This window comes from Clostridium sp. C8-1-8 (assembly GCF_009928445.1).
Lineage (GTDB): Bacteria > Bacillota > Clostridia > Clostridiales > Clostridiaceae > Clostridium_AR.
In genome coordinates this window covers 119939-141612 of sequence record NZ_JAABNO010000003.1, presented here as the reverse complement: position 1 = coordinate 141612, position 21674 = coordinate 119939, and the positions used below count along the sequence as shown (strand labels likewise).

The 21674-nt window shown below is 30.5% G+C and carries 23 protein-coding genes; 16 read left to right on the top strand and 7 right to left on the bottom strand.

What is annotated here, in order from left to right; genetic code table 11:
• The first annotated feature begins 252 nt into the window (after positions 1–252).
• From GXK57_RS04415 to GXK57_RS04400, 4 genes are all read left to right on the top strand, one after another.
• Positions 253–1239, top strand: a complete 987-nt coding sequence (locus GXK57_RS04415) for an HD domain-containing protein (RefSeq protein WP_160672037.1) — start codon at positions 253–255, stop codon at positions 1237–1239.
• A gap of 294 nt (positions 1240–1533) precedes the next feature.
• On the top strand, positions 1534–1800 hold the full coding sequence (locus GXK57_RS04410) for a CD3324 family protein (protein WP_160672034.1): 267 nt from the start codon (positions 1534–1536) through the stop codon (positions 1798–1800).
• A 312-nt stretch (positions 1801–2112) separates the two neighbouring features.
• On the top strand, positions 2113–3813 hold the full coding sequence (locus GXK57_RS04405; RefSeq protein WP_160672031.1) for a molecular chaperone HscC: 1701 nt from the start codon (positions 2113–2115) through the stop codon (positions 3811–3813).
• A complete protein-coding gene (locus GXK57_RS04400) occupies positions 3813–5045 on the top strand; it encodes a hypothetical protein (RefSeq protein WP_160672028.1) in 1233 nt (410 codons plus the stop codon). Before GXK57_RS04405 ends, GXK57_RS04400 begins: the two co-directional genes overlap by 1 nt.
• A gap of 233 nt (positions 5046–5278) precedes the next feature.
• On the opposite strand, the gene GXK57_RS26820 is transcribed toward GXK57_RS04400, so the two are convergent.
• Positions 5279–5413, bottom strand: a complete 135-nt coding sequence (locus tag GXK57_RS26820) for a hypothetical protein (protein ID WP_279285476.1) — start codon at positions 5411–5413, stop codon at positions 5279–5281.
• A gap of 159 nt (positions 5414–5572) precedes the next feature.
• Between GXK57_RS26820 and GXK57_RS04395 the strand changes: the two genes are divergently transcribed.
• The 10 genes from GXK57_RS04395 to GXK57_RS04350 all read left to right on the top strand — a co-directional run bounded on the left by GXK57_RS04395 (position 5573) and on the right by GXK57_RS04350 (position 14727).
• Positions 5573–6274 carry a response regulator transcription factor gene (locus GXK57_RS04395; protein WP_160672025.1) on the top strand — a complete coding sequence of 234 codons (702 nt, stop codon included), beginning with the start codon at positions 5573–5575 and terminating at the stop codon, positions 6272–6274.
• A gap of 255 nt (positions 6275–6529) precedes the next feature.
• Positions 6530–7432: an ABC transporter ATP-binding protein gene (locus GXK57_RS04390; protein ID WP_160672022.1), complete on the top strand. Its 903-nt coding sequence runs from the start codon at positions 6530–6532 to the stop codon at positions 7430–7432.
• Position 7433: 1 nt separating this feature from the next.
• Entirely contained in the window at positions 7434–8174 is a 741-nt protein-coding gene (locus tag GXK57_RS04385) for a hypothetical protein (RefSeq protein WP_160672019.1), read from the top strand.
• Between the two features lie 18 nt (positions 8175–8192).
• Positions 8193–8900: an ABC transporter permease gene (locus tag GXK57_RS04380; RefSeq protein WP_160672016.1), complete on the top strand. Its 708-nt coding sequence runs from the start codon at positions 8193–8195 to the stop codon at positions 8898–8900.
• 12 nt (positions 8901–8912) lie between these two features.
• Positions 8913–9836: an ABC transporter ATP-binding protein gene (locus tag GXK57_RS04375; RefSeq protein WP_160672013.1), complete on the top strand. Its 924-nt coding sequence runs from the start codon at positions 8913–8915 to the stop codon at positions 9834–9836.
• Positions 9829–10569 (top strand): ABC transporter permease, encoded by a 741-nt coding sequence (locus tag GXK57_RS04370; protein WP_160672010.1) that lies wholly within the window; start codon positions 9829–9831, stop codon positions 10567–10569. The genes GXK57_RS04375 and GXK57_RS04370 overlap by 8 nt, the downstream gene beginning before the upstream one ends.
• A gap of 28 nt (positions 10570–10597) precedes the next feature.
• A complete protein-coding gene (locus GXK57_RS04365) occupies positions 10598–11500 on the top strand; it encodes a HAMP domain-containing sensor histidine kinase (protein WP_160672007.1) in 903 nt (300 codons plus the stop codon).
• A gap of 172 nt (positions 11501–11672) precedes the next feature.
• On the top strand, positions 11673–12317 hold the full coding sequence (locus GXK57_RS04360; RefSeq protein WP_160672004.1) for a response regulator transcription factor: 645 nt from the start codon (positions 11673–11675) through the stop codon (positions 12315–12317).
• Positions 12318–12321: 4 nt separating this feature from the next.
• The gene (locus tag GXK57_RS04355) at positions 12322–13725 is read left to right on the top strand and encodes a HAMP domain-containing sensor histidine kinase (RefSeq protein WP_160672001.1); all 1404 of its coding nucleotides are present in this window, start codon (positions 12322–12324) and stop codon (positions 13723–13725) included.
• A 120-nt stretch (positions 13726–13845) separates the two neighbouring features.
• Positions 13846–14727 (top strand): hypothetical protein, encoded by an 882-nt coding sequence (locus tag GXK57_RS04350; RefSeq protein ID WP_160671998.1) that lies wholly within the window; start codon positions 13846–13848, stop codon positions 14725–14727.
• Positions 14728–14847: 120 nt separating this feature from the next.
• Here GXK57_RS04350 and GXK57_RS04345 read toward each other — a convergent pair whose 3' ends face one another.
• On the bottom strand, positions 14848–15282 hold the full coding sequence (locus tag GXK57_RS04345) for a hypothetical protein (RefSeq protein WP_160671995.1): 435 nt from the start codon (positions 15280–15282) through the stop codon (positions 14848–14850).
• 656 nt (positions 15283–15938) lie between these two features.
• On the opposite strand from GXK57_RS04345, the gene GXK57_RS04340 reads away from it, so the two are divergent.
• Together GXK57_RS04340 and GXK57_RS04335 are read left to right on the top strand one after the other, a co-directional pair.
• Positions 15939–16478: a GNAT family N-acetyltransferase gene (locus tag GXK57_RS04340; RefSeq protein WP_160671992.1), complete on the top strand. Its 540-nt coding sequence runs from the start codon at positions 15939–15941 to the stop codon at positions 16476–16478.
• Between the two features lie 350 nt (positions 16479–16828).
• On the top strand, positions 16829–17287 hold the full coding sequence (locus tag GXK57_RS04335) for a hypothetical protein (protein WP_160671989.1): 459 nt from the start codon (positions 16829–16831) through the stop codon (positions 17285–17287).
• A gap of 113 nt (positions 17288–17400) precedes the next feature.
• Here the strand turns inward: GXK57_RS04335 and GXK57_RS04330 are convergent, their stop codons facing one another.
• From GXK57_RS04330 to GXK57_RS04310, 5 genes are all read right to left on the bottom strand, one after another.
• Positions 17401–18051: a pentapeptide repeat-containing protein gene (locus GXK57_RS04330; protein ID WP_160671986.1), complete on the bottom strand. Its 651-nt coding sequence runs from the start codon at positions 18049–18051 to the stop codon at positions 17401–17403.
• A 198-nt stretch (positions 18052–18249) separates the two neighbouring features.
• Positions 18250–19080, bottom strand: coding sequence for a hypothetical protein (locus GXK57_RS04325; RefSeq protein ID WP_160671983.1), 831 nt, complete (start codon positions 19078–19080; stop codon positions 18250–18252).
• Entirely contained in the window at positions 19074–19772 is a 699-nt protein-coding gene (locus GXK57_RS04320; protein WP_160672686.1) for an ABC transporter ATP-binding protein, read from the bottom strand. The genes GXK57_RS04325 and GXK57_RS04320 overlap by 7 nt, the downstream gene beginning before the upstream one ends.
• The gene (locus tag GXK57_RS04315) at positions 19756–20130 is read right to left on the bottom strand and encodes a GntR family transcriptional regulator (protein ID WP_347709078.1); all 375 of its coding nucleotides are present in this window, start codon (positions 20128–20130) and stop codon (positions 19756–19758) included. Before GXK57_RS04315 ends, GXK57_RS04320 begins: the two co-directional genes overlap by 17 nt.
• 256 nt (positions 20131–20386) lie before the next feature.
• Positions 20387–21517 carry an SGNH/GDSL hydrolase family protein gene (locus GXK57_RS04310; protein WP_160671980.1) on the bottom strand — a complete coding sequence of 377 codons (1131 nt, stop codon included), beginning with the start codon at positions 21515–21517 and terminating at the stop codon, positions 20387–20389.
• Between the last annotated feature and the right edge of the window lie 157 nt (positions 21518–21674).

The following is a 21674-nucleotide window of genomic DNA, read 5'->3' as shown; positions in this document are numbered from 1 at the left end:
CTCCTTTTTAGGAGCCCTTTTTCTATTTTTCAAGAAAGTGAGGCTTTAAGGGGAGGATTTTTAACTTTATACCAATATACTCATGTTATCGATAATGATATTATTTAGACAAAGTTATGGAGTTATTGGCTGAAACTGGAGTTTTCAATTAAAAATTAAATTATACTATAAAAATAATTTAAAAGTTATTAAAAATAATGCGTCAATATGTTATGCTAATATGTAGGAATAGTATTTATTGAGGTGATATAGATGAAGTTGGTATTAACTAATGATAAGCTAATAGGTCAAATTTTAGGGAATCCAATATACACAGAGAGCGGAACAATGTTTGTTAATAGAGGTAATAAAATAACTGACCGTGCTATAGCATTACTAAGGAAAATGGGGATTATAACGATTTATATAGAGGACGGTAATGATGATTTTAATTTGCAGGAGGTTCTTGAGGCTCCTGTGAAACTTAATGCAATAAAAGTTTTGAAGCAGATTTTTGAAGAAGTAAAGAAGAAGGAATATGTAGATGAGAAAAAGGTTACTGAGCTGGTTAAAGATATAATGAGTAATATGAACTTGTCAGAAAATGCTGCTATGATAAGCAATTTGGTTCCCAATGATGACCTGGCAAAGTTAGCGGTACATTCTTTAGATGTAGCTGTTTTAACCTTAATGGTTGGAATTAGAAAAAGATATGATGAAAAAAAGCTAGCAAAGCTAGGAACAGCTGCATTGCTTCATGAAATAGGAAAACTTTTTACCAATGATAAGGACCATGTAAAGAAGGCTCAAGAAATAATAAAAAGAAATCCTGCTTTTATGTCTACCACCTACATGGCAGTATTTTATATGTTTGAAAGAGAAGATGGTTCAGGCTTGTTTGGGGTATCAGGAGAAAAAGTTCATGAGTTTGCAAAGATCCTAGGAATATGCGATGAATACATAAATGATATAAGTGAAATGGAGGCAATGCTTCCACACGAAGCTATAGAAAAAATAACTGCAGATGCAATAAGTAAATTTGATAAGCAAATCTATAAAGATTTTGTAGAATCAGTTTATTGTTATCCTAATGGACTGCAGGTAAAGTTAAATAATGGACTTAAAGCAGTTGTAGTGATGCAGAATAAGGGATCTACAACTAGGCCAGTTTTAGCGGCAGAAGTTAATGGAAGCTATAAGTTTATTAATTTGCTTGATGGGGATAATTTAACTCTTTTTATTGAAGAAGTAATTATGTGATATAAGGTTAACATATATGTAGAATTACATAAAACTTTTATCACGTTGAGGTTATTGATAGTTAATTGAATCTTTGGTATTATTTATGTTATAAGCTTCAATAGGGGGATGATAATATGAGATTTGAATTAGAACAATGTGTGAAACTGAGAGTACTCTGTGCAAAGTCTGTAAGTATGGCTTAAGGCGACAAAATGCACAGAGGTTAATATATTAGGTCGCCTTCACTTAAGAGTCATACTTGTATAGGCTTTGCCTCCTTGATATTAATATAAATCTAAGGAGCTGAGCTTTATGAGGTATGTAAAGGCTGAAACGATTTTACCAGAAAATCTATTAAAAGAAATTCAAAAGTATGTACAAGGGGAGTATATATATATTCCTACAGACAACATATATAGAAAGAGATGGGGAGAAAAATCAGGAGCTAGGCAACAAATAAATGGAAGAAATGTTGAAATACGAAATAAGTATAAGGCAGGTAAGACCATATCTGAATTGTCAGAAGAATTTTTTCTCTCTATAGATAGTATTAAGAAGATTATATATAGTAAAAGTTAAGTGTAAAAGAGTTGCTTTCTTAAAATATAGAAGCAACTCTTAATTAATGTACAAATAATAAAGTAATATAATAGAAGTAAAAACTTTTGAATTGCAAAAGACTTCAATATAAAATTGAAATATAATTAGGATAGTAGTAAAATTTATTAGTGTTATTCACTGACTTTAGCTTGGTAGTTACTGAAAGTAGTAATTCTAGAGCTTTTTAAGTTTAAACAAAAAATAACTTGTTTGTATAGCTTGATTTTTAGGATAGAAAGATAATTATATTTAGAAGGTTTTATTAATCAAAGTTTGAAGGGAGGATAATTTATGCCAACTATAGGTATAGATTTAGGTACGACTAATAGCCTTGTGGCTTATTGGACTGAAGAGGGGCCAAAGATAATACCAAACATTCATGGATCTAATTTAACACCATCAGTGGTTAGTGTAGATGACAATGGAGAGATAATAGTAGGAGAAGTTGCAAAAGAGCGTCTCATTACTCATCCTAATTTGACAGCTTCAGTTTTTAAAAGATATATGGGAACAGAAAAATTATATAAGATAGGGAAATATTCTTTTACTCCAGAAGAACTATCATCTTTTGTACTTAAGGCTTTAAAAGCAGATGCTGAAGCGTTTTTTGGACAAGAAGTAGAAGAGGCTGTAATCAGTGTTCCAGCTTATTTTAATGATACTCAGAGAAAAGCTACAAAGCGTGCAGCTGAGATCGCCGGCTTAAAGGTTGAGAGATTAATAAGTGAGCCTACAGCAGCAGCTATAGCATATGGACTTCATCAAGAGGAAACTGAAACTCAGTTTATGGTTTTTGATTTAGGAGGGGGAACTTTTGATGTATCTATTCTTGAGCTATTTGAAGGCGTCATGGAGGTAAGGTCTATTGCCGGAGATAATTTCCTTGGAGGAGAAGACTTTACCAATATATTTGTAGCTTATTTCTTAGAAAGTGAAGGAATTGATATAAAAGCTTTAACTTCTAAGGAAGCTTCTGCAATTTATAAACAAGGAGAGCTGTGTAAGCGTTCTATAGGGGAAAATGGTACTGGAAAGATGACTTTTAACTATAACGGCAGAGTTTTAGAGAAGACTTTAGATAAAAATGACTTTGAAAAATTGTCTAGCCAACTTATTTTGAGATTACGTCATCCAATAGAACGTGCATTAAGAGATGCCTCTCTAAAGCCAAGTGACTTAGATGCAGTAATTCTAATTGGTGGTGCTACAAGAATGCCCCTTGTAAAATCAGTAGTAAGCAGAATGTTTGGAAAACTACCTTATTCCAACATAAATCCAGATGAAGCAGTTGCCCTTGGTGCTGCCATACAAGTAGCGTTAAAAGAAAGAAATGAAATGCTCAGTGAGGTAATACTTACAGATGTATGTCCTTATACTTTAGGAGTGGAAATAGCCAAGAGGGTTGATAAGGGACATTATGAGTCAGGCTATTTTCTCCCAATAATAGAAAGGAATACACCTATTCCTGTAAGTAGAGTTGAGCGACTATCTACAATAAGTGACAACCAGACTACAGTAAATTTGGCTATATATCAAGGAGAAAACCGTAAGGTTGAAGAAAATATAAGGTTAGGTGAACTTAATATTAATGTTCCACCAGGACCAGCAGGTAAGGAACAGCTAGATATTCGTTATACTTATGATATAAATGGGATACTAGAGGTGGAGGTTACATTAGTAAGTACTGGAGAGAAAAATAGAGTCGTAATTGAAAAGAATCAAGGAAGTATGACTAAAGAAGAAATTGAAAAGAGGTTAAATGAACTTAAGGATATAAAGATTCATCCTAGAGACAAGATGGAAAATAAACTTCTACTTGCAAAGGGAGAGCGTTTGTATCAGGAAGCTTTAGGAGAAAGACGTGAATATATAGGACTTTTACTTGAAAAGTTTGAAAGCATTCTTGCACGCCAAAATGATAGAGAGATAAAAATCGCCGCTAAAGAGTTACAGGAGCAATTAGAACAACTTGAGGGGTGGACTGATTATTAATGAGTAGTTGGGAAGTTCTAGAGATTGAGCCAACTGAGGAACTTTCAGTTATAAAGAAAGCCTATGCCAAGAAATTGAAGGTATACCACCCAGAGGATGATCCAGAAGGCTTCCAGAGACTCAGAGAAGCTTATGATAATGCGTTAAAGTATGCAAAAAACAATAAATCTAGCATTATTGAAAATACAAAAATTCTTTCAGAAGATAGTGGAGTTCCTAAGCAAAAAATATTTAATCAAATAGATATTAACGAAGCTGAAACCTTCAAAGAGGAAGTTAATAATTATAATATTCCACATATTCGTATCGTAGATGATTATGTTGAGGAACCTATAGATTATTATGAGCTTATAGATGAATTTTTTGAAGATGTAGAGAGTTTGTACAATGACTTTTATAAACGTATTGATATTAAGAGTTGGCAAGAGCTTTTGAACCATGATATTATGTGGCAGCTAAACTATAAAGAGCAGTTAAGCAGAAATATGATAGAGTTTTTGTTTAATCATCGTTACTTGCCTAGAGATATATGGAAGCTTCTTAACGACATTTTTAATTGGAATGAGAAGGAAGAATATATTTCTTATTATTATCCAAAAGACTTCGTAAAGTATCTCCACAGGCAATTGGGAAATGAAAGAGTACTAGGTTATAGATATTTTAGAAACGTTCAAGAATTTGATTTGGAGAAATATCTTGAATTACGTGAGAGAGCTTTTAATTTCTTGCTAAGAGGACATTTAGAAGAAGCAGAGATGAGCATTAATAATGCGAAGGCAATTTATGATAAAGATCCATATTTAAAGACACTTGAAGGCGAATGTTATATAAAAAATAAAAGGAACTTTACAGCTAAACTCAAATTTAACGAAGCAGTTAAACTATCTCCAAAGGATATAGAAATACATTACTTTCAAGCAGAAACTATGTTTGATAACAAAAGATATAAGGAAGCTTTAAAGATTTGTAGTTACATAGAGGATTATTTTAAAACAACTATAGAAGTAAAGTTACTAACAGGAAAATGTAATTTGTATAGAGGCAAGCTTATTAAAGCTGGACAGATGTTTAGGATGATATCAGAACATAAACCTTTAAATACTACGTCAAGAAAGTATCTTGTTAAAACAGCAGAGCTAATGAGGATATCTATACATAGAAAACCTCCAAGTATATTACTTAAAAGAGAATTAAAGAAGATATATAAGCTTCTTGGAGAAGAAAAAAAATAAAAGAGTTAAAGTTTACAGTCCTGGACTTAGTTCCATTTAGTAAGAGATTATTCTATCATCTTATTATTTTTGTAATAGCTGTGGGCGTTCTTCAGGCATTGCTTAATGGTCAATTTGGAGCAATAGGTGTTGTTATTATAGCGAGAATAATCTATTCTGCTAACAAGAAAAGAAGATAAAAATAGTTTTTAATATAGACTATTTAGATATTAATAAAAGCAACTAAATTATGTTTAGTTGCTTTTTACTATATAAACATCTGAAGTTCCTCTTCCTACTGAGCTAAAATGCCAGCCTACTTTACAACCAGTATTTTCTTTTAATATGTTTACTGCTTTATTGAATGTAATTTCTAGATCTTTATGCATAAATACCCCTTTAATAAAAATAGATTTCTTATTACTTCAGAATACAATTTAAGTAAAACTATACCAGTTTTTATATTTATAGTATAATTATAGTGCGATATATAATAAAACAATAGCTCTACAGCTACATTTTTGAAACTAAAAAATTAAGGAGTAAAGATGAAAAAAGATATAAAAATTTTAATAGTAGAAGATGATAACAGTATAAATAATCTTATTTCAAAAGTAATGAGGAAAAACGATTATACTGTGGTACAAGCTTATTCTGGCACAGAGGCTTTGCTATATATTGATAGAGAAAAGTTTCATATGATTATACTAGATCTGATGCTACCTGGACTAAGTGGAGAAGAGCTGATAAAAAAAATAAGAAAAAATGAGACCATGCCTATAATTATAGTTTCAGCTAAGATAGACAAGGAATCTAAGCTTAAGTTATTTAAACTTGGAGCGGATGATTACATCACTAAACCTTTTGATGTAGAGGAACTGTCGGTAAGAGTTGAGGCAAACCTTAGACGATATATTAGTTTTAGTGCCAGTGAAGAATCTAATGATAGGCTTGTGTTTAAGGATATATTTTTAGATAGAGACACAAAAGAGGTAGAGGTTAATGGTAAGAATATTATACTGACTGCCAGAGAGTTTAATATATTAGAATTGCTTTTAACTCATCCTAAGAAGGTGTTTAGTAAAGCTAATATCTTTGAAAGTGTTTGGGAAGATGAGTATTTATGTGATGATAACACTATAAATGTACATATGAGTAATTTAAGAAATAAATTACAGAAGGCCAATCCAAGTGAGGAATATATTGAGACAATATGGGGAATGGGATATAAACTTAAAGGAGTAACTTAAGATTTTCTTAAGGATTCCTTTAAGTTTTTTTATATTTTGCTTTTTACAATAATATCATAAGATCTATTAAGAGTTTACCGCTTATAAAGAGGTTTATAAATCTGATCTAAATAAAAAAAGCAGAAATGGACCTATAAGTACCACTTTGTAATAAACTTATATTTTCAAATTCTCCTCTCAGAAAACATAGGAGTTTTAAAAATAGATTTTCGATAGAAGTGGTACATCATTAATAAAAACTTGGAGGAATCAATAATGAATGAAATTTTAAAAGTGGAAAAAGTAAGTAAATGTTATGGAAAGCAAAAGGTTTTGGAGAATGTAAATCTATCTTTAGAGCCAGGTGAGATATTAGGGCTTGTAGGACCTAATGGAGCTGGAAAAACTACACTTATGAAAATCATTACTGGGCTTATAAGAAAATATGATGGAGAAGTGTTCATAAAAGATGAAAATATAAAAAATTCTAAGGCAAGCAATAGTAAGAAGGTAGGATGTGTTATTGAAACTCCTGGCTTTTATCCTAACTTGACAGGTTATGAAAACCTACTATTCTTTGCTGAAATATCTGGTATGAGGGATAAGAAGGACATAGATGAGATAGTTAGAAATATAGGTATTGACAGTTATATTCATAAAAAAGTAAAGCAATACTCTTTAGGTATGAAACAGAGACTTGGAGTTGCACAAGCAGTGTTGTCCTACCCACCAGTGCTGATATTGGATGAGCCTACTAACGGCTTAGATCCAGCAATAGTTCCTGAGTTTAGAAGGTTTATAAAGCAAATTGCAAAGGAAAAAAATACCGCAGTTCTTATATCTAGTCATATACTTTCAGAAATAGAGCTTATGTGTGACAAGGTTGCTTTTATTCAAAATGGAAGGATAATTAGGCTTGAAAGCATGAATAATGAAGACAGCATGAGAGCCAAGGTAGCTTTTACAACTAGCAAAATAGATAAGTTGGAAAATTTCTTTAAAGAAATAAATATGAGCTATTTAGCAATATCAGATAGTGAGCTTCAAGTTGAATTGGACAAAGCTAGTATCGAAGACTTAGTTCTAAAAATAAGTAAAGCTGATATACCACTTAGAAGCGTAAATGAAGTGAGAGAAAGCCTAGAACAAAGATATTTAGATACAATGAGAGGTGAGTAATATGGAAAGGATGCTTAAGATATCTTTATTAAATACTAAAAATATTTGCAAGTCAAAGGAATTCATTATAGGATTATTTGCAGCCTTTGCCTATTCTATGCTTTGGGTTCTTGTAGTTCATCCTCCTAAATATGATCTTTCTGGCTATAGCTTCGAATTTGGAAGAGTGTTTTTTTTAATAATTTTATATATGACTGTTTCACTTTTAAGAGATGATATTAGGTTTAATACTACGAAGACAGTTTTTACAGGAATATTTAACAGAGTAGAAATCATGTTTTCTAAAGCAATATCTCTATTTATGCTTGGAATAGTGTTTTATGTAGTAGCTGAAATAAATAATGTATTAGCATCCTTGTTTTTATATTCAAGAATTGGGATAAATGGATTTATAGCATATGCTCACTGGCAGTTATTAATAACTTATGTGATTACTACTGTTACAATGGGAAGCCTTATGCTTTTGATAGCAGCATTTAGTTTTAGTGACAGTAAGTCTGTGCTATTTTATATAGTATTTATAGCAATGATCAACTTCTATACAGCAGGTGTGACAATGCTTATTGAGAGACAGCCAGCCTTAAAAGAAAAGTTATGGGGATATATGATTACACCTTTTTATAATTTAGTTTTATTAAATCAAGGTGACTTTAACATTAAGTCAATATATATTAATTTACTATGGGCTATTGGATTCGTATTAGTTTCTATAATTGTTGTTAGTAAGAGAGAGATTAAGTAGAGGAGAATAAAAGAGATTATGGAAAGAGTTTTAAATTATAGCATACTTGAGATAAAGAAAAAGAAGTTTATGAGAGATCTATTTTTTTCAATGATTGGCTTTACAGTATTTGCATTCTTAATGTATTTTATTACGGTTAATTTAGCAAAGACTGGAGACTCACGGGATATACCACGAAATTTCCTTATGCTTATCCCATATCTTATTTTAGTGCTAAGCAGCTATTCTTTAAATCAAGAATTTTCAAATCACACAGATAAGGTGATTTTCACAGGCGTGTTTACCAGAAATGAAGTATTACTTTCCAAGCTTTTAAGCTTAATTTTTACTTCATTGGTAAGCTTCATTTTTTATGAAGTTCTTGAAATAATAACAGGTAGCTTTGAGGTTAAGCTTATAATACCACACTTATTGACCTTCATAATTTATTCCTTTGGTATAAGCTCCTTTACTCTTATGATATCAGCTATGACCTCTAATTTTATCGTTACTGGAGTAATTGGTTATGTATTATATTTTGATTTGATACTTGCTCTTTTCTCTAATGCTTTGGAATCCACTAATAATGAGATTATTAGAAAAATAGTACTGGAACTGCCTTTCTATATAGCTAGTACTGGCTTTATTAGAGGAAACTACAGTTTACATCAGGGCTTAGTAATGATTATGTGGTCATTGTTATTTTTTGTCATAAGTTGTGTTATAATTAATAAAAAAGCTATATAAAAGGAATATATTATGAATGAGATCATACTAAGGTTAAATCATGTAAGAAAAAGTTATAAAGATATTAAAGTGCTTAATGATGTAAGTATGACTATAAAAAGAGGACAAATCTATGGGCTTATAGGACTTAATGGAGCAGGGAAAACTACATTGTTAAAGCTTATAACAGGTATATCCATTAAAGATAGCGGAGAACTTGAGCTTTTTGGAAAAAGTGAGAAGTCTGAGATTGAGAAAGAAAGAAGAAGAATAGGAGCTATTATAGAAAAGCCAGCACTTTATGAAAATAAATCTGTATATGAAAATATGCATATTAATAGAATCCAGAAAGGTATACCAGGGGAAGGTTCAATAAATAGAATACTCACTACTCTAGACTTAATTGAATTGAAACACAAAAAGGTAAAAACACTATCAATAGGTGGCAAGCAAAGGGTAGCAATAGCTATGGCACTGCTTGGAGATCCAGAGTTTTTAATACTAGATGAGCCTATTAACGGCTTAGACCCAATGAAAGTAATAGAAATTAGAGAACTATTTAAGAAACTGAATAGAGAATATGGAACTACAATACTAATTTCTAGCCATATACTTGGAGAGCTGTATCAGCTAGCAAATTATTATGGGATTTTATATAAAGGAAGATTAGTAGAGCAATTGACCATAGAGGAGTTAAATGAGAAATGTAAAAGATTAGTTCATATTAAGGTTGATAATTCTGCTAAGGCATCAGTGGTGCTTAGCAAAGCTCTAAATACATCAAATTATGATATTTTACCAGATAATATTATAAATCTTTACGATTACGTGGATGACACTGGAAGAGTAAATGAAGCCTTAGTTAAAAACGGAATTATAGTGGAACAGATTATGCCTAAGTCAGAGGATTTGGAAAGTTATTTTGCAAAGGTAATCGGGAGAGAAGAAGATGTTTAATTTATTAGAAATAGAATTCTATAAGCTAAAGAAATCTAAGGCATTTTACATACTTATACTTTTATCAGTAGCTCAAAGTTTGGTTGTTGGGATTTTTTATGATAAGTTGAGTCAGCATAGCGGAAAAGAAACTTTAGCCTATATGTTTTATATTCAATCTTCTTTAGGAGGTAATATTTTTGTTGGAATATTATCAGCAGATTTTATAGGTAACGAGTTTATTTCTGGTTATATAAAAAACCTAATTTGTTATGGTCATAGGAGGAGAGATATTTTAATTGCAAAGTCCATAGTTTACTTCTTTGGCTCCATAATCATAAATTTTACTTGTCCAGTTATTTTTGCATTGATAAATACTATGAAGAATGGTTATTGTTCTAACTTTACATTTTGGGAATTTATAAATCTTTTAGCAATAATATTGGCAAGTATTATAACACAGATAGCCATTTGCAGCATAAGTTTATTGGTAATATTTTTAAGCAAAAGTCCTAATATTAATATAGGAGTTTTAATTGGAGTTGATTTTATTTTTAGAGCCATGAACATAGTTGTCATACATATTCCAAGTTTTAGAAATATCTATGATAATTTTATACTATCTCAGTTTGGAGTAATATCTCAAGATAATGTTACTATTAGTCAATATCTACATGTATTTGCTATAGGAATAATCACTATAGCTATATTTTTCTCCATAACTAATTATTTCTTTGAAAAGTCAGATATTTAGTGAAAATTAATTGAAGGGCAGGAGTTAAATGTTATATTTGATTTTTATTCTTTTCATAGTAGTGATTATTATCAGTTATCGTATGTTTTATGTTGAAAAGCAAATAAAAAGTTTGATAAAGCAGCTTTTAGAAATTAATAAGGAAAAAGGTAATAAAAAGGTGACTTTAGGTCTATCTAATAACAGACTTGAGCGATTAGCAGAGGTAATAAATGAAAACATTGATATAAGAAAGCAAAGTGAAGCTAATAGAATAAAGGTGGAAAATGATTTGAGACAAACTATAGCTAACATGTCTCATGATTTAAGAACGCCCTTAACTGCAATAATCGGTTACTTACAACTTTTGAAGGTAGATGGTATTGATGAAGATGAGAAAAAGGATTTCCTAGATATAGCAGAGCATAGAGCAAAATCTTTGGAAACTTTATTAAATGACTTTTATGAATTATCACTTATTGAGTCTCTAGATTACCAATTGAATATGGAGAGGTTAAATATAAGTAAAATTCTTCAACAGATAGTGTTAGATAGATATTCAGACTTTATGGAAAGAGAGATTTCTCCTAATATTAATATACCTGATAAAAACTATTATATAATTGCTGAGAAAAAGTCTATAGATAGAGTTATAGAAAATGTTCTTACAAATGCAATTAAGTATGCAAAGGATAGTATAGATATATCCTTACAGCAAAAACAAGAAAAAATATTAATAACAATAAGCAATACCTTTACCAATCTAGGTGAAAAGGATATAGCTAATATATTTGATAGATTTTATATGGCAGATAAAAGTCGTTCAGGAAAAGGTACTGGCTTAGGCTTAGCTATAGCTAGAGGCTTAGTAGAAAAAATGGATGGAAATATTACAGCAAATATAGATGGAAGTATTTTCAGCATATGCTGTAGTTTTAAAGCTAGTATATAGTCATATTCTAGACATATAGTCTTAGATAAATAGTTTAGAGAGTTTTAAATAGCTTTTGAATTTAGGATGATTAAGTTAGATTTATAGAAAAATTAATAAAGAAATTTGCTTTATTTTTACAACTTCATAACAACTATATGGTAACTTTATGTTAATAAAATGAGGTGATGCTATGGCTAATATTTTAATTGTTGAGGATGATGTAAGCATAAACGAATTGATAAAGAGAAACCTGAAGTTGATAGGTCACAATTGTGAAGCTGTATTTGATGGAGAAGAGGCTCTAAGAAGAATTTCTAGAGGAGGGCTTGATTTAATTATATTAGATATTATGCTTCCCAAGTATTCAGGATTCGATATTATTAAGGAAAAAAAGGATATTCCAGTGATTTTTGTTACAGCGAAGGATTCGTTAGAAGACAAGCTGAAAGGCTTAACTTCAGGAGCAGAAGATTATCTAGTGAAACCCTTTGAAATACTAGAACTAATTGCGAGAGTTAATATAATCTTGAGAAGAACTAATAAAAATGATGATTTTACTTTAGGTGAAATAAAAGTGGATTTTAAATGCCGCAAGGTGAGTTTAAGCAATAAAGAGGTGGAGATGACTCCTCAGGAATATGCCTTACTTGAAGTTTTAATAATGAATCGAAACATTGCAATGTCTAGAGAAAAATTATTAGAGATAGGCTGGGGCTTTGATTATGAAGGTGATACGAGAACTGTAGATGTTCATATTCAAAAGCTTAGAAAAAAATTAAGATTAGAGAACGAGATTAAAACTGTATATAAATTAGGCTATAGGTTGGAGGCATGATACTATGAAGTTTTGGACTAAAACTTATTTCAGTGTACTGCTTCTATTTTTGTTAGTTTTTAATAGTAGTATCTGCTATATACTATATACTACCTATGAAGCTATGGTTGGAAGCGAAAAAGAAAAAGCTTTAAGCGAGTATTCATTTATAAATCAATCCTTGATAAATGACATAGATACACTAGATAGTAATGGCAAACTCTCCAGTTTAACAATAGAGAATTTAATAAATTACTATAGTAGTCATTATAGTGGAGAAAATACTTCTTTTCTATTTTTACAAGATAATAAAATTATATTTTCTAACCTACAATACAATATGAAAACTTTACCTGACAGTATACTAAATGTAAAAAGTAATGAAAAAGTTGCTCTGTTATCTGAGAACAGAGATAAATACATATTAGTATCCAGTGCTTTTGATAAGTCTTCGAAGAATTTCAGTCTAGTGTATTGTTATAGAATAGATAGGATGATGGGGACATGGAGCAAACTAAAAACAAACTTTATTTATTTTAGTTTTTCAATTTCAACTTTATTAGCTATAGTCCTAGCTATTATGCTAAATAGCAGTTCCAAGCCTTTAAAGAAGCTTACCGACTTCGTAGTTAGAATAAAGGATGGAGACTATAGTAGCAAAGTAGAAATTCAGGGTAGCGATGAATTCACATTACTTGCAAAAGAGTTTAATGAAATGTCAGCTAAAATAAGTAATACTATGGAGCAGTTAAGTAATGATATGGAAATGAAACAGCAGTTTATAGATAATCTTTCTCATGAGTTAAGAACCCCTCTAACATCTATATATGGATATGCTGAGTATATACAAAAGGCAGCAATATCAGAAGTTGACAAGTATGAAGCAACAGCTTTCATAATGCAAGAAAGTAGACGTTTACAAAATATGGCTAACAGATTGCTGGATATGACCATAAAAAAAAATATTGATATTGATATAAAAGAAGTTAATATGGATGAATTATTTGAAGCGGTTTTAAAAAACATAGCTTTAGCGGCCAAGAAGAAGTCTATATCTATAACGATAAAAAATCAGATTAAGAATATTTTAGGTGATAAGGATCTAATTGAAAGTCTTTTAATAAACTTATTAGATAATGCTATAAAAGCTTCGGAGAATAAGCAGACCATAGAGTTAGTTGGAGAAAATTTAAACGGAAAAGCTTTAATAAAGGTAATTGATCATGGAAAAGGAATAGATAAGACTCATATAACACACTTAACAGAAGCTTTTTATAGAGTTGATAAAGCGAGAGCGAGAGGAGAAGGTGGAGCAGGCTTAGGACTTGCCTTATGTAAGCAAATCATGGACATGCATTATGGCCAGCTACAAGTACACTCTGAATTAAGTAAGGGAACAACAGTAAGTGTAACTTTTACAACTCCGTAATAGCTTTAAAATAAGTCTATAATAGTGTTTTTATATAATTATTATGAATATATGAGAGAAAAGAAAGATTTTCAATATAAATCTCATATATTCATAAAATATAAAGTGAGGGTGTTATGAATGTATAAGGTGAAAAAGAATGTACTAAGACTAGTAGCAGGTACAGCTGTTATGGTTGTTTCTTGCACGGTACTACTGGACAGGGGGATATCCATTGCCAGTAAAAGTGAAGATGGTAAGGTATTTAGTCTAGAAACTAAAGTGAATGATGAAAAACCTACGACCAGCGGTTTTACGGTAAACTATGGTGATAAGAACCTAAAAAAGTTAGAATTAAATACTAAACAGAATAATAACCAACAAAAAAGTGATAACAATTTAGAAATAGATGCGCCTACAAAGGAATATTTAGAAAGATGTCCTTTAGGTGAGCCTATAGATATTAATGTGCAAGAAGAACTTTATCAAGAAGTCAAGTCTAAGATAAATATAAAAAAAGAGGATGCAAAAAAAATATTTGCTAAAGAAATCTATAAGATATTTGGTGTAAACTTGGATATATCTGAAAAGAAGTTATCTCTTATGAGAGCTAGTTCAGGATATGAATGGAGTTTTTATACAGAGAGTGATAAAGATAAAAAAGCTTACTGGTGCATATTAAATGCACTGACAGGACAGTGCAATAAGTTTGTAAGAGTGGATTATAACGGTTTAAGCAAGGCTGAATATGGAGCCATACAATCTAAAAGAACTGAAACCCTAGATGAAGAACAATTAAAGCATTATGTTAAGCTAACTAAAGACGTAATACTTGAAAAAAAGATACTTAATTCTAATATTAATAGCTTTAAAAATATATATTTGGAAGGCAGTTGTTATGTAGGGTTAAGACCAATGATAATTATGGCTGTTCAGTTAGAAAGAAAAAGAAAGGTAGAGGTAATGTTCTACTCAGATACAGATGAGCTATATTCAATCGATATATCTGATAGTTGGTATTAAAGAAAATTAGTTTAGATATAGAAAATAGTAAATCTATATATCCTTATCTAGGTTAGTAAGAAAGCAAAACACCTTTTTTATATAGAAGAAGGTGTTTTACTTTTAACTTTATACTATTATTTAATTATCATTACTCTTGATAAAGCTTGAGATAATAACATAACCTAAAATCACTTGAAATAGTGATAAGACATTAATATTATTATCTAAGAAATAATTTAATGGGTAAGCTATGGTTTCTCTGATAAATGAGCTTGAAGAGTAGTAAAGGAATAAACCTAAAGAGAAATACAATGATGGTACACCTAGGAATATAAGCTTTGGTAGATTAATTTTCCAGATGCCGTTCTTTTTACTCTCAGATATAATTTTCTCCAGTCCCAATAACACACCAAGTCCAATAAATACTAAAGTAACCCACAACATTGATGGAAGGATTTGAAAGGTTTCTTCTCTCTGTTTATTTGCCAATACTAATACTTTATTACTCAATACTGCGTAGCCTACCAATACGATTCCATAGAAAAAATAAATTCCCCAATTATTTTTTTTCAATTATCTCGCCCCTTTTTATAATATTTACATTGCCTAATTAACCATGTCATTTAAGTGAAATTTTAATTATTTAGGTATCCAACTTCAATTGTTAAGTTATGGATGCCTAAAGTTAGTAGGTGCAGAATTTTTCAACAGGCATAAATTAAGTTTTCACAACGGAACCCCTAGGTCGATATACAAGTTGAAAGTAAAATATATGAATCAATTAAGGTGCTGGTAATAGTTAAAATCCTTTCTAGTACTTTTTTAGATTATAGAACTTAGATCTTTATATAAAAAGTATAGCATCAATAATTCTGATTTTATACTATATGTTGTAACTATATATTGACATTATTTGCAGCTTAGTTATTATGGATAAATTGAGAATGATGAAATTATATTGAATATATGGTATTATTTTTACAAATTATTTAGTTTCTAAGATAAGCATTTAAAATATAGGGAGGGTTAAACAATATAAAGTCAAAAGAAGGCTGCTACAGTAGAAATATTAATTACAGCATATCTTGCACTCCATTATGGGAATACAAGTATGTTTATCTCTGGAGTATTTGCATTGGCATTTATCTTAGGCATTTTAGCATTTTTATTTGATATAGCTAAAAGGAAAAGAATGAAAATAAAATAAGCAAAGGGAAGTGTTGGTAGGTATGAAAGTATTTTTTCAAGAATTTAAAGATGAGGTAGATGATCTAGTAAGTTTTTTAACATCAAACACTTGGGAGTTTTTCGGCACGCCGAATCCAAAATCGGAGAATATTAGGGAAGCATATAAGAATGGGGGGTATAGTAGCGATTACTGTAAGACTTTTTGGATTATTATAGATTCATCAATTAAAGCTGGCTTTATAAGAATTTATGACCTGGAAGATGATATACCAGTCTTTGATATAAGGCTTTCCAGTAAATATAAAGGTAAAGGTATTGGAACAATTGCTGTTAATTGGATGGTAGATTATATATTTGATAATTTTCCGGATAAGACAAGTATTGAAGGCTATACTAGACAAGATAACTATCCTATGAGAAGTGTATTTCATAAATGTGGCTTCGTTAAAGAGGCTCATCATAGAAAAGGATGGGTTTGTAGTGATGGAAGAAAGTATGATTCTATAGGTTATGGATTTATAAAAGAGGATTGGAAAAAAGGTACAAGCACTCCGGTTCAATGGAATGATTATAAGTACTAATAGTTAAGAACTGTAAAACTAAAATTAGTAAAAATAAAAACATATTAGTCTACTAGCTTTTCTTCACATACATTGGGAAAAGCATATGGGCAAAAGAGTCACTGAAGATTGCTTCAGTGATTTTTTTATTGTAGGAATTGATGTTTCTCTATTTAGAAATATAGGAATTTTATAAAAATAGTATCAATATTATAATTATATAAATAATAAGTTATATAAAGGTTGAGTATAAGGACTGTTTTTATCTTTAGGATATGTTTTAAAGATGGGATGATTGGCTACTTAATTTACACACAGTGCTTAAATATAGTCAATGTTTAAATACATATCAATATTAAGGAGTAATTACTATGGTTGAATATTTACTAGATACAAATGTGGTTATAGGACTTTGGAATCAGTATCCTTTTGTCATTGATAAGCTTATTGAAGATAATAAAATAAAGATATCAAGGGAAGTAAGTGAAGAGCTTGTTGTAAAGGAAAGACGTATATATAAAGGTCAAGAAGTATTATCAGAGAGGTTTTGTAAATTGCTATTCTTAATCATAGATACAGATAGAAAAGAAATTAAAGAGTTTTATTCTAAGCTTAATATAAAGCATTCTAAGAATGGAAATACCTATGTTGATGAAAAAAATAAACTATCCCATAACGATTTATCACTTTTATATACCTGTTATTCAGATAAAAATCTTGTGCTAGCTACAAACGATAAGTACTTATTTAATGCAGCAACCTCAATTTTGGGAGAAGATAGAGTTATGACTTTAAAGACACTGGTAGAAAATGTAGAAGTACAGGTTTAGTGATAGGTCTATAGTAATAGAGTTAAATTAAGAATTAAGAGGCATTACCTTGGCTCATATATCTAAACTGTCTTCATGATGTACTGCTAAGATAATGCCTTGATTTATGTTACTTACCTAACTACTATTCCCATCAAACTCACAAGTGTTATAGTTTGTGCAGTGGAAACGATCATTCCCTCAACATCTTCAACTCTTGCTGAAATGCCATCTATTTCACAGCTCCTAAAATCCATGTCCTTTAACCTGGTATTAAAAAATTGTGCTTGAGTGAGGTCGGTGTTTTTAAATTCCACTTTTGTGAATTTGCTTTCTTGATAGTCAGAGAAGCGTAGCTGACTTTCAAGAAATAATACTTGTTTTAAATCTGAAAATCTAAATAAGGCATATTGACCATTACAATTATTGAACAATACATCTTTTAGAACAGCTTCACTAAAGTTAATACCAACGATTTTGCAGTTAATAAATTCTACTCTAAGAAGAGAAGCTTCAGAAAAATCAATATTGCATAGATCACAGTTTTCAAATCTAACATCAATCAAATCAGCTTTTTGAAGAGAAGCGCCATTTATAGTTCCATTTTCAAACACTACTTCATTAAAGGATATTCTGTCTGCTTCACATCCGCTTAAGTAGCAATCACTTATATGAGCTTCGGTTATCGTGTCGTAGTCTAGTATATTATTCTCTGTAAGATCAAAAGTGTTTAAGTTGTTTGATAGCTTGGGTTTAACAATTTTTATAGTATTTTTCTTTTCCATATTATTTTCACCTTTACTTATGTACATATTTTACTTAATTAAATTGTAATTAACAATATAAATTCATCTTAAAACACACAAGTGTATTTTAAGCATAACTATATTTTTACATAGTTAAATGAAATTTGTCTACTTAAATATTAAAGAAATACAGGTAAACAAAGAAATCGCTAAAGTATGCTTTAGCGATTTCTTATATTAGCTTTCTATTTTGTTGTCGATAAGCCATGAGGATGAGAAGAAAACAACTATTAATGATACTATATTTAGCAATAGGTATGAAAGAGTATTTATTTTCCCTAATATATCAAATTGATAAATAGGGAACATCGCTGTAAATAAGTTTAAATAGTGTTTTACTATAAGGCCGACTATGAAAATAAGTACTGATATTAGCACAGAAGCTTTATTCTTATTATTTATAGCTCTTGAAACAGTTATGCAAAAGCAAATAAATAGGAAAGTCAAACTAGAGTTTATTAGGGTTAGCAATAATGAAATAAAGCTAGATCCTAAAGGAGAAGGACTTTTTTCGTATAAAAGCTTAAGTAGGTTAACTGAAGGATCGAATATTGCTGTCTTATCTCCGAGTTGATGTACGAAAAGTAAAGTAAATATAGTAGATAATATACCGAAGACTAATATATTAAAACCTGTTGATATTAACTTGGAAAGTACCTTTTGCCAGCCAGGATAAGGTAACATTAACTCAAGGGGAGATTGCTTACCTGATAGATCCCAGTTGTATACAATTATGCCCTCAACAATAGAATAAAGCGTGAAAATTCCGGCAACTAAAAAGAATAAACCTGACGCCATAACATAGCCATAATTAATGTTACCTGGATTTATGGAAAAAGAAGTATCTCCGCTATTTGATACTGAGAAAGCACTACTAGCAATCTTACCCAAGGGAAGTGTATTTATATATAACAATAGTAAGATTTCTATGACTATATACGCTATAAGAAAAAATCTTGTATGTCTCCATTTTTTCATATAGTCATATTTTATTAAATTCATTAACATGAAAATACCTCCCTATAGATTTCGTCAAGATTCATATTTCTTTCTTCTCTAAGCTGGTCAGCCCCAGCTTTTAGTATTACTTTTCCTTGCTTTAAGAAGCATACCTCATCCAAAAGGCTCTCTACTTCATTAATTAAGTGGCTTGTTATTATCATTGAGCTCTCATAATTAAAGCCTTTCATAATGGCTGTTAGTATTTCTTCTCTAGCAACAGGATCCACACCATTTAGAGGTTCATCTAATACTATAAGCTTAGCTTCCCTAGATAATGTTAAAGCTAAAGCCAGCTTTTCTTTCATACCTTTTGAAAGTGATTTCACAGTAGAATTAGGATCAAGCTTCATAAAAGTAAGAAGTTCATCGAATTTTTCCATGTTGAAGTCTTTAAAAAATGTAGCATATATATTTTTTACTTTAGAGATTTTCATCCAAGGATATAAGAAATCACTGTCTGGTAAGTAAGAAACCATCTCTTTTGTAAGATAGCCAACTTCAGTACCACAGATTTGTATACTCCCTTTAGAAGGGTGTATTAATCCTGCAAGCAATTTTAGAAATGTTGTTTTACCACTTCCATTTGGCCCAAGAAGACCCAATATTTTTCCTTTCTCTAATGTCAAATTTACATCTATCAGTGCTCTTTTTGAAAGATAATTTTTACTTACAGAATTAGCTTCAAGAATATTCATTATTATTTGCCTCCAAGATTTTTAATAGATATTTGTTTATTTCATCTTTATTCATGCCAAGAGATGACATTTCATTAATAAACCTTTTGGTATATTTCTGAGCCTGGGCGTTTTTAAGTTTATTAACCAGATCAGCACCGTCCACAATGAAGGTACCTATACCACGCTGAGAGTAGGCTATATTCTCTTTTTCAAGCTCTTGAAAGACTCTTTGGACTGTATTAGGATTCACTTGAAAACTCTCAGAGAACTCTCTAACGGAAGGAAGTTTTTCACCACTCTTAATTTTTCCAGATACTATATCAGCTTTTATTATTTCAATAATTTGAATGTATATAGGTGATCTCTCTTTAAAGTTCAAAATATATCACACCTCCTAAGGAATCAATAGAAATTGTTATGTTAGTGTATTATTATGATAGTACACCAGTCACAGGAAGTAAATACACAAGATGTAATTTTAATGATTTTAAGGAAATCTTAAGATTAGGAATAAAATTATAGACATACTACTTCTTAGTAAGATCTTTTAAACTAAGGCTTCTTGGAGAATTAGTTTAAGTTCAAGTTTTGAAGTAGTATGTCTATATTTATGATATTGATATTAATGAAATTTCTTACTTGCTAGTTAAGAATTGACGTATATACTCAGCCAATTCTTCAGCTGCCTTTTTATGAGATAATTCACCAGGATGGCTTCTTGCACCTACGGTTTCATTTGTTGTATTTGGAAGCTGGAAAACAGAAACTTTTTTATCACCTGTTTTCTTAATACAAGTATCTACAGCTCTATTTATAGAATGCATCATAGATAAACCTAGCATTCCATATGCCCAGACTATATGAGCGGTTTTATTATATTTTCTGATCTTTATAAGAAAGCTTTCAACAGCATTCTCGAAAGCTTTAAGATCTTCTTCATTGTAAGAGCCATCTTCATTTAGTCTCTGCTTAAAAGTTTCTCCTGTAACAATATCCTTCCATTCAGGAGAGTTAAAGGCACCGCCATCATTTGTACCTAAGTTAACCACTACGATGTCTGGCTGCCAGGAATCAAAATCGTTCTCTTTAAAGGCACCTAAAGCTAGATTTTTTTCTCCAGTAAGGACACCACAAACTTTTTCATAGTATTCAGGAATATTAGCATGAGGGTTATTATCCCAACTTGAAAGAACTCCCCATCCACTTTGAGAAATAACTCTATATTCAGCATTCAAGGCTTCTGCTGTTATTGAAGTATAATTTCTAATTGCACTAAACCACATAGAAATCCAATCCTCTTCAGCTTTAGCGCCTATGGCACCTTCACCTGAGGTAATGCTATCTCCAATAAACTCAAGCTTGTAAGGTTTATCTTCAACAGGATAAAGTTCACCGTCAAACTTTAATGCATGTATTTGTAAAGAACAGCTAGAGTCACCATTCATAGCCTGAACATCTCTTATTACACGAAGGTTTTTGATAACATTTTCATTCATACCTCTAAATATACAAACCCAATACCTCCCTGCAGTTAGCATCTGTCTGCTTACAGGAACAGAATTTATAAGTATACTGATCCATGGCTCGTATATGTCGTAATCGACCTCAACTTCTATCCAAAGCTCAGAACCTTTGGCATTTAATTCAATACCACTACCTGTCCAAAACAGCACTAGTGGAGAAAGAGAATTTGTTGTTCTGCCATGTACTTTTAAATTTTCAATATTGTATAGTGGTTGTACTTTTAAGCTTGTATTTTCTTTCATTGATAATCACCTCTTATTTAACTAGATAATTTACCTCAGGAATAAAACATGTACATAAGTTGTCAATTAAGCGTTGTTATAAATAATATTAATATATCAATATTATAATATATTTTTATGAAAAATGTATATACCTTTATAAAGGATTAGCTTATAA

What these genes read in the sequence shown, in the direction of transcription:
- GXK57_RS04400 (WP_160672028.1), top strand. Translation starts at nt 3,813, where the DNA reads ATGAGTAGTTGGGAAGTTCTAGAGATTGAGCCAACTGAGGAACTTTCA.
- GXK57_RS04330 (WP_160671986.1), bottom strand. Translation starts at nt 18,051, where the DNA reads ATGGAAAAGAAAAATACTATAAAAATTGTTAAACCCAAGCTATCAAAC.
- GXK57_RS04405 (WP_160672031.1), top strand. Translation starts at nt 2,113, where the DNA reads ATGCCAACTATAGGTATAGATTTAGGTACGACTAATAGCCTTGTGGCT.
- GXK57_RS04380 (WP_160672016.1), top strand. Translation starts at nt 8,193, where the DNA reads ATGGAAAGAGTTTTAAATTATAGCATACTTGAGATAAAGAAAAAGAAG.
- GXK57_RS04340 (WP_160671992.1), top strand. Translation starts at nt 15,939, where the DNA reads ATGAAAGTATTTTTTCAAGAATTTAAAGATGAGGTAGATGATCTAGTA.
- GXK57_RS04370 (WP_160672010.1), top strand. Translation starts at nt 9,829, where the DNA reads ATGTTTAATTTATTAGAAATAGAATTCTATAAGCTAAAGAAATCTAAG.
- GXK57_RS04365 (WP_160672007.1), top strand. Translation starts at nt 10,598, where the DNA reads ATGTTATATTTGATTTTTATTCTTTTCATAGTAGTGATTATTATCAGT.
- GXK57_RS04360 (WP_160672004.1), top strand. Translation starts at nt 11,673, where the DNA reads ATGGCTAATATTTTAATTGTTGAGGATGATGTAAGCATAAACGAATTG.
- GXK57_RS04310 (WP_160671980.1), bottom strand. Translation starts at nt 21,517, where the DNA reads ATGAAAGAAAATACAAGCTTAAAAGTACAACCACTATACAATATTGAA.
- GXK57_RS04350 (WP_160671998.1), top strand. Translation starts at nt 13,846, where the DNA reads ATGTATAAGGTGAAAAAGAATGTACTAAGACTAGTAGCAGGTACAGCT.
- GXK57_RS04335 (WP_160671989.1), top strand. Translation starts at nt 16,829, where the DNA reads ATGGTTGAATATTTACTAGATACAAATGTGGTTATAGGACTTTGGAAT.
- GXK57_RS04410 (WP_160672034.1), top strand. Translation starts at nt 1,534, where the DNA reads ATGAGGTATGTAAAGGCTGAAACGATTTTACCAGAAAATCTATTAAAA.
- GXK57_RS04385 (WP_160672019.1), top strand. Translation starts at nt 7,434, where the DNA reads ATGGAAAGGATGCTTAAGATATCTTTATTAAATACTAAAAATATTTGC.
- GXK57_RS04415 (WP_160672037.1), top strand. Translation starts at nt 253, where the DNA reads ATGAAGTTGGTATTAACTAATGATAAGCTAATAGGTCAAATTTTAGGG.
- GXK57_RS04375 (WP_160672013.1), top strand. Translation starts at nt 8,913, where the DNA reads ATGAATGAGATCATACTAAGGTTAAATCATGTAAGAAAAAGTTATAAA.
- GXK57_RS04390 (WP_160672022.1), top strand. Translation starts at nt 6,530, where the DNA reads ATGAATGAAATTTTAAAAGTGGAAAAAGTAAGTAAATGTTATGGAAAG.
- GXK57_RS04355 (WP_160672001.1), top strand. Translation starts at nt 12,322, where the DNA reads ATGAAGTTTTGGACTAAAACTTATTTCAGTGTACTGCTTCTATTTTTG.
- GXK57_RS04325 (WP_160671983.1), bottom strand. Translation starts at nt 19,080, where the DNA reads ATGTTAATGAATTTAATAAAATATGACTATATGAAAAAATGGAGACAT.
- GXK57_RS26820 (WP_279285476.1), bottom strand. Translation starts at nt 5,413, where the DNA reads ATGCATAAAGATCTAGAAATTACATTCAATAAAGCAGTAAACATATTA.
- GXK57_RS04395 (WP_160672025.1), top strand. Translation starts at nt 5,573, where the DNA reads ATGAAAAAAGATATAAAAATTTTAATAGTAGAAGATGATAACAGTATA.